Genomic DNA, 6,290 nt, shown 5'->3' with positions numbered 1-6,290 from the left:
TACATTTTCATGCCTTTCTAGTTGTTTTGTCGTTATTATAATTATAAAGCATGAAATGGAAAACGAGCAACTCCTAATTGGAATTGCTCGTTTTTTATATGTGAGAAGCTAGTTTTTGCCCAGCCTCTTCCTATCTCCAACCTAAAAAGGTCCCTCGGACCTTGATATAAAGAAAAACGCCTGCCGGCGTTTCCTATTTCCAACTTAAAACGTGGGATAACCCACGTTTTAACCACCCAGATATGCTTTTTTGACTTCTTCTGAGGCGAGGAGTTCTTTTCCTGTTCCTGATAGGACAACTTTTCCTGTTTCTAGAACATAGCCACGATCTGCAATTGCGAGAGCTTTGTTAGCATTTTGCTCAATCAAGAGGACAGTTGTTCCTTGTTTTTGAATATCTTGGATAATATCAAAAATTTCTTGGATAAAGATCGGAGCCAAGCCCATTGATGGTTCATCAAGGAGCAAGAGCTTTGGTTGGCTCATTAGGGCACGTCCCATGGCCAACATCTGTTGCTCACCACCTGAAAGGGTAGCGGCATCCTGGTTTTTACGCTCTTCCAAACGTGGAAAACGAGCAAAGATTTTTCTCAAGTTTGCTTGGTTTTCCTCACGATTGTTGCGAAGGAAGGCACCCATTTCCAAGTTTTCCATAACAGTCAAGCCTGCAAAAACATGACGACCTTCTGGAACTTGTGATAAACCGTCTGCTACGATTTTACGTGCAGGAACTTTTTGAATCTCATTTCCAAGGAAAGAAATCGTTCCAGCTGATGGACGAACAAGTCCTGAAATAGTACGAAGGATAGAGGTTTTACCAGCACCATTAGCGCCGATAAGTGTTACAACTTCACCTTCATTAACCTCAAAGCTAACATCTTTAACAGCTTCGATAACACCGTAGTTAACGGAAAGATTTTTTACTTCTAACATTGCCATTAAGCTTCACCTCCAAGGTAGGCTTCAATTACACGCTTGTTATTACGAATTTCTTCTGGTGTACCATGGGCAATCAAACGACCGTACTCCAATACGTATATCCGCTCCGTCACTTCCATAACCAAGCTCATATCGTGTTCAATCAAGATGATAGTAATGCCAAATTCTTCTTTGATTTTACGGATAAGTTGGGTCAATTCTGCCGTTTCTTGTGGGTTCATACCAGCCGCTGGTTCATCCAAGAAAAGAATTTTTGGTTCAGTCGCAAGGGCACGAACGATTTCCAAACGTCGTTGTTGACCGTAAGGAAGGTTTTTAGCTAATGTATCTGCATCGCCATCCAAATCGAAGATTTTCAAAAGTTCAATCGCTTTTGTTTTCAACGCTTCTTCATTCTTATAGAATGCTGGAAGACGGAAGAAACTTGCAAATACTTCTGATTTACCATGGTTGCCAAGACCAAGCAAAACATTTTCCAAAACGGTCATATTTTTGAACAAACGAATGTTCTGGAAAGTACGACCAAGACCAAGCGAAGCAATTTTTGATGGTGCTTTACCGTTCAAAATAGTCCCTGCAAGAGAAATTGTCCCCTCGCTTGGCTCATAAACACCTGTCAAGAGGTTGAATAGAGTCGTTTTACCAGCACCATTTGGACCGATAAGACCAACCAATTCCCCTTCATGAAGTTCCATGGTCACGTCACCAACGGCAGTTAGGCCACCGAAGTTCTTGGTTAAATCTTTTACTTCAAGTAATGCCATTACTTAACCTCCTTCTTCTTGAGTAGAGCTGCTACGCTGAATTCCTTAGTTCCCAAAAGACCTCCAGGACGGAAAATCATCAAGAGAATAAGAGCTAATGAATAGATAATCATTGAAATATCAGAGTAACTCTTGAGGAATACGTTCAAAATACCAAGTACAATGGCTGCTACAAAGGTACCTGTGATAGAGCCCAAACCACCCAATACAATGATAATCAAAACGTTAACGGAGGTCATAAAGGCAAAGTCTTTCGGAACAATTGTCCCAACGTATCCTGCATGGAGACCACCTGCAATGGCTGCCGTCATGGCACCAAATACAAAGGCTGAAACTTTAACAAATGTTGGATTGACACCTACAGATTCTGCCGCAATTTCATCCTCACGAACAGAAATTGTAGCACGTCCCATCGGACTGCGCAAAAAGTTAACTGTCACCAAGGTTGTGATGATTACAAAAATATAAACTAAAGGCCAGCTTGTAAAGAGTGGAATAGACATAATACCTGCTGCACCATTCGTTACACTACCACCATTGATAATTAAAATACGAATAATCTCTGCAACACCAAGAGTCGCAATTGCAAGGTAGTCCCCTTTCAAACGAAGGGTTGGAATACCAACTAAAAGAGCCACTGCACCTGAGATTAACATCCCAACAATCAAGGCGATAGCAAATCCACCATAAGTTGGCATCATTTTCCCAAGAATACCTACTGCATAAGCACCAATAGCCATAAAACCAGCATGACCAAGTGAAAATTGACCTGAGAAACCAACAATCAAGTTTAAACCAACTGCCAAGATAATTTGAATACCGATTTGCTGAACAATCTGGATGTAGTAAAAATTCAGAATCCCTGCTGATACAAGACCTTGAATAAGCCCAAAACCAGCCAATAAGATAGCCAACCAAATCGCATTAACTTTTAAATTTTGCTTCATGGTTACACCTTCTCTTTCACATTTTTACCAAGAATACCACTTGGACGCACCAAGAGGATGATGATCAAAACAGTATATACGATCGCATCACGGAAAGTATCGAATTCAATTACATAGGTAAATGTTTCGATGATACCGATAACGAAGCCACCAAGCGCAGCACCTGGAATAATACCGATACCGCCCAATACTGCCGCTACAAAGGCTTTCAAACCTGGGGTCATCCCCATCAAAGGCTCAATCTGGTTGTAGTAGAGACCTAGGAGAACACCCGCAGCACCCGCAAGAGCTGACCCAAGAGCAAAAGTAAAGCTGATTGTACGGTTTACATTGATCCCCATAAGCTGAGCTGCATCGCTATCTACAGAAACCGCACGCATGGCCTTCCCCATTTTTGTACGTTTGACAATTAATTGAAGAGCGACCATCAACGCAAGCGATACACCAAGAATAATCAACTGGATATTGGTAACAGAAACTGGACCAAGGTTAAAAGTCACAGCTTCGATTGCTTGTGGAAAGGCTTTTACGTCTGCTGTAAAGAATTTAATCATAGTGTATTCTAAGAAGAAGGATACACCTATAGCCGTAATCAAAGCTGCTATACGCGTTGAATTACGCAAAGGACGATAGGCTAAAAACTCTATAACGACACCGAGAATAGCCGTCCCTACCATCGCTAGAATGAGAGCAACAAAGAAACGCGTTCCACCATCTGCAATAAAAGTTAAATTATTTAATAGGAAGTACCCCATAAAAGCACCCATCATATACAAATCGCCATGGGCGAAGTTAATGAGTTTGATAATTCCGTACACCATGGTATAACCAAGGGCCAAAAGGGCATAAACAGAACCAAGAATCAAACCATTGACAAGTTGTTGAAGCATAGGTTCACCAATCTTTCTAAATATTTTTCGAGCTCAATAGCATTGTTACATTATACAAAATTTTCTGAAAATAAGCAAGTTAGATGGAGAGTTTAATCATTAAAATTACCGAAAATTTAACCAAATTTTAAAGCAACATGTATACTATTCTATACATTCTGGCAAGTGAAAAAGAGGGATTTCCCTCTTTTCGTCCACTATTAGTCAATAGAGATAGTATCTACAGATGATTCTTCTCCGTTTGTTAAACTAACAACATAAACTGATTTAACGACATTGTGCTCTTTGTCAACAGACATTGTACCAGTCACACCTTCAAAGTCTTTCAGAGCTGCAAGATTAGCCTTCACTGCTGCTGAATCAGCTGCACCTTTTGCTGCTTCTGCTGCCATGTAAACCGAGTCGTAAGCTAAAGCTGAGAACATTGATGGCTCTTCATTGTACTCTTTCACGTATGCATCATGGAATGCTTTTGCTTTTTCGCTTGCTGATGTTACAAATCCAGAAAGGTAGTAAACATTTGATGCTGCTGATGCAGTTGCCAATTCAGTAAATTGTGGTGAGTCAAAACCATCTGAACCAAGAATTGGCTTGTCAATACCCAAACCGCGTGCTTGCTTCACAATTGTACCTGTTTCATTGTAGTAACCAGGCATGATGATGGCATCAAATTCTTTATCTTTCAATTTTGTCAAAGCAGCTTGGAAATCCTTATCGCCAGAAGCAAATGTGATTTCTGAAACGATTTCTCCTTTGTAAGCCTTCTTGAAAGCCTCTGCTACACCCTTACCATAATCAGAAGAGTTGTCAAAGTAAAGAACAACTTTCTTAGCTGACAAGTTCTCAGTAGCGTATTTAGCCATAATTTGACCTTGATACCCATCTGTAAAGGTTGTACGGAAGAAGTATTCTTGTACCTCACCTTTATCGTTCACAACCAAGTTTGTTTGAGTTCCTGAAGGAGTAATCATAGGAACACCAGCAGATGTCAATGCTGGAATAGAGGCTGCTGAAGCTCCTGATGTAGCAGGGCCAATCACAACGTTTGCCCCTTCACTTGCCAAGCTTGTTGCAACAGTAGCTGCCTCTGCTGTTTCAGACTTGTTGTCTTTTGTAATCACTTCGATTTTTTTGCCGTCAATACCACCCGCAGCATTGATTTCTTTCACGGCAAGGTTGGCACCTTTTTCCTCTGTTTGACCATAAGATGAAACAGCACCTGACAACTCCAAGTTGTAGCCGATTTTAAATGTATCACCTACAGAAGAACCTGCGGCTGAAGTATTGGTTGTCGAAACATTACCACATGCAGCAAGTAGAGCTGCAGAGGCAAATGTAGCAAGCGCTACTGCAAATTTTCTTGTTTTCATGAAAACTCCTTAAATCTTTCTTAAATTTTACGATGTATCTAATATACTGAATTATCTGAAAATTGTCAACAAAAAAAGAAAAAATTTTTAAAATAAAAAATTAGCAGGTATGTATCCCCTGCTAATTCCGACTATCCTACGACTGATTGTTCTTCATCTCTCCATAGATTACCTACAAAGTTTTGGTCTAGTTCCTTAATGTACGAAGGAACCACTTTTTTTACAAAACGTTCCTTTTTCAATTTTAATATGGTAGCTTCTACTAGTTCTTGATCCATATACACCAAAACATATCGCAATCGTTTGGAATGGTAAACAATATCTCCATATTGGCTGAGTTTACGTGCATCACGATTGTAGTGTAAATAGACAGTTAAGCAAGTGCGATTTTTCTTCTCAAACATGTCTTCTCCTCTAAAAATTCTCTTTCTATATTATACCGTTTTCAATGACAAATGAAAAGCTCCAACTACCTGTAAAAGAGTTGGAGCTAATAGGAATAGTCAGTGTTATTACATATTTGTCACTGCTTATTTGACTTTTGTATTGTCCATAATCTGGTCAATAAATCCGTAAGCCAAGGTTTCTTCTGCTGACATCCAGTAATCCCGTTCTGCATCCTTATGGATTTGCTTGACTGTCTTACCTGAATTATCTGCCAAGATTTTTTCTAGCTTATTACGTGTTTTTAATAGGTGTTCTGCTGCAATAGCCATGTCTGTTTGCTGAGTGCCACCACCTGTTCCACCCATCGGTTGGTGAATCATGTACTCTGCATTTGGCAACATGAAACGTTTGCCCTTGGCACCGCTGGATGCAATGATGGTTCCCATGCTCGCAGCTGTTCCCATAACGATGGTTTGAACATCAGCTTTAATGAAATTCATCGTGTCTACAATGGCAAGACCTGCTGACACCGAGCCTCCTGGCGTATTAACATAGAGGTAAATATCCTTTGTAGGATCTTGGGCATCAAGGAAAAGCAATTGTGCAATAATCGAATTAGCCATGTTGTCCTCAACTGGTCCTGTCAACATGATAATGCGATCCTTGAGCAAACGGGAATAAATATCATACGAGCGCTCACCACGGCTAGTTTGTTCAATAACTACTGGAATCATAAAATTACTCCTTTTCGAGATTTTCTGTACCCATTATATATGAATAGTCAAAATTGGTCAAATAAAAAACACGATTTCAGGAAGTCATAACCACCCGTGAAAACGGGTGGCTTGTACACCGGCTATAAGCCATTTCTCTCCAGCGACGTCTAAAGACGTTCGCTGAACTTCGTTCAGGTTAGTGCTATAATTACTTGACTAATGCCCGTAACAACGGGCTTTTATCTCGTTCTAAAACTGCCATCTGAAAATGGATCTT

General features: G+C 40.2%; 7 protein-coding genes. All 7 read right to left on the bottom strand.

Annotation, left to right across the window (positions count from 1 at the left end; translation table 11 throughout):
• Positions 1–228: 228 nt before the first annotated feature.
• The 7 genes from ODU34_RS10100 to ODU34_RS10070 all read right to left on the bottom strand — a co-directional run bounded on the left by ODU34_RS10100 (position 229) and on the right by ODU34_RS10070 (position 6,052).
• Positions 229–939, bottom strand: coding sequence for an ABC transporter ATP-binding protein (locus ODU34_RS10100; protein WP_023370933.1), 711 nt, complete (start codon positions 937–939; stop codon positions 229–231).
• Positions 939–1,703, bottom strand: a complete 765-nt coding sequence (locus ODU34_RS10095; RefSeq protein ID WP_398578490.1) for an ABC transporter ATP-binding protein — start codon at positions 1,701–1,703, stop codon at positions 939–941. The genes ODU34_RS10100 and ODU34_RS10095 overlap by 1 nt, the downstream gene beginning before the upstream one ends.
• Complete coding sequence (locus tag ODU34_RS10090; protein WP_002937293.1) at positions 1,703–2,650, bottom strand: branched-chain amino acid ABC transporter permease; 948 nt, start codon at positions 2,648–2,650, stop codon at positions 1,703–1,705. The genes ODU34_RS10095 and ODU34_RS10090 overlap by 1 nt, the downstream gene beginning before the upstream one ends.
• A 2-nt stretch (positions 2,651–2,652) precedes the next feature.
• Positions 2,653–3,540, bottom strand: coding sequence for a branched-chain amino acid ABC transporter permease (locus tag ODU34_RS10085; protein ID WP_012027482.1), 888 nt, complete (start codon positions 3,538–3,540; stop codon positions 2,653–2,655).
• 200 nt (positions 3,541–3,740) lie between these two features.
• On the bottom strand, positions 3,741–4,910 hold the full coding sequence (locus ODU34_RS10080; protein ID WP_136671173.1) for an ABC transporter substrate-binding protein: 1,170 nt from the start codon (positions 4,908–4,910) through the stop codon (positions 3,741–3,743).
• 131 nt (positions 4,911–5,041) lie between these two features.
• Complete coding sequence (locus ODU34_RS10075; protein ID WP_024381609.1) at positions 5,042–5,314, bottom strand: YlbG family protein; 273 nt, start codon at positions 5,312–5,314, stop codon at positions 5,042–5,044.
• Between the two features lie 126 nt (positions 5,315–5,440).
• Complete coding sequence (locus ODU34_RS10070; protein ID WP_223375679.1) at positions 5,441–6,052, bottom strand: ATP-dependent Clp protease proteolytic subunit; 612 nt, start codon at positions 6,050–6,052, stop codon at positions 5,441–5,443.
• Positions 6,053–6,290 lie beyond the last annotated feature (238 nt).

This window comes from Streptococcus sp. 2018WUSS126 (assembly GCF_044427425.1).
In the GTDB taxonomy this organism is placed as follows: domain Bacteria; phylum Bacillota; class Bacilli; order Lactobacillales; family Streptococcaceae; genus Streptococcus; species Streptococcus hashimotonensis.
This window is presented reverse-complemented; position numbering and strand designations above follow the sequence as displayed.

Excerpts from the sequence above, each read along its gene's own strand:
- ODU34_RS10100 (WP_023370933.1), bottom strand. The coding sequence starts at position 939 with ATGGCAATGTTAGAAGTAAAAAATCTTTCCGTTAACTACGGTGTTATC.
- ODU34_RS10095 (WP_398578490.1), bottom strand. The coding sequence starts at position 1,703 with ATGGCATTACTTGAAGTAAAAGATTTAACCAAGAACTTCGGTGGCCTA.
- ODU34_RS10090 (WP_002937293.1), bottom strand. The coding sequence starts at position 2,650 with ATGAAGCAAAATTTAAAAGTTAATGCGATTTGGTTGGCTATCTTATTG.
- ODU34_RS10085 (WP_012027482.1), bottom strand. The coding sequence starts at position 3,540 with ATGCTTCAACAACTTGTCAATGGTTTGATTCTTGGTTCTGTTTATGCC.
- ODU34_RS10080 (WP_136671173.1), bottom strand. The coding sequence starts at position 4,910 with ATGAAAACAAGAAAATTTGCAGTAGCGCTTGCTACATTTGCCTCTGCA.
- ODU34_RS10075 (WP_024381609.1), bottom strand. The coding sequence starts at position 5,314 with ATGTTTGAGAAGAAAAATCGCACTTGCTTAACTGTCTATTTACACTAC.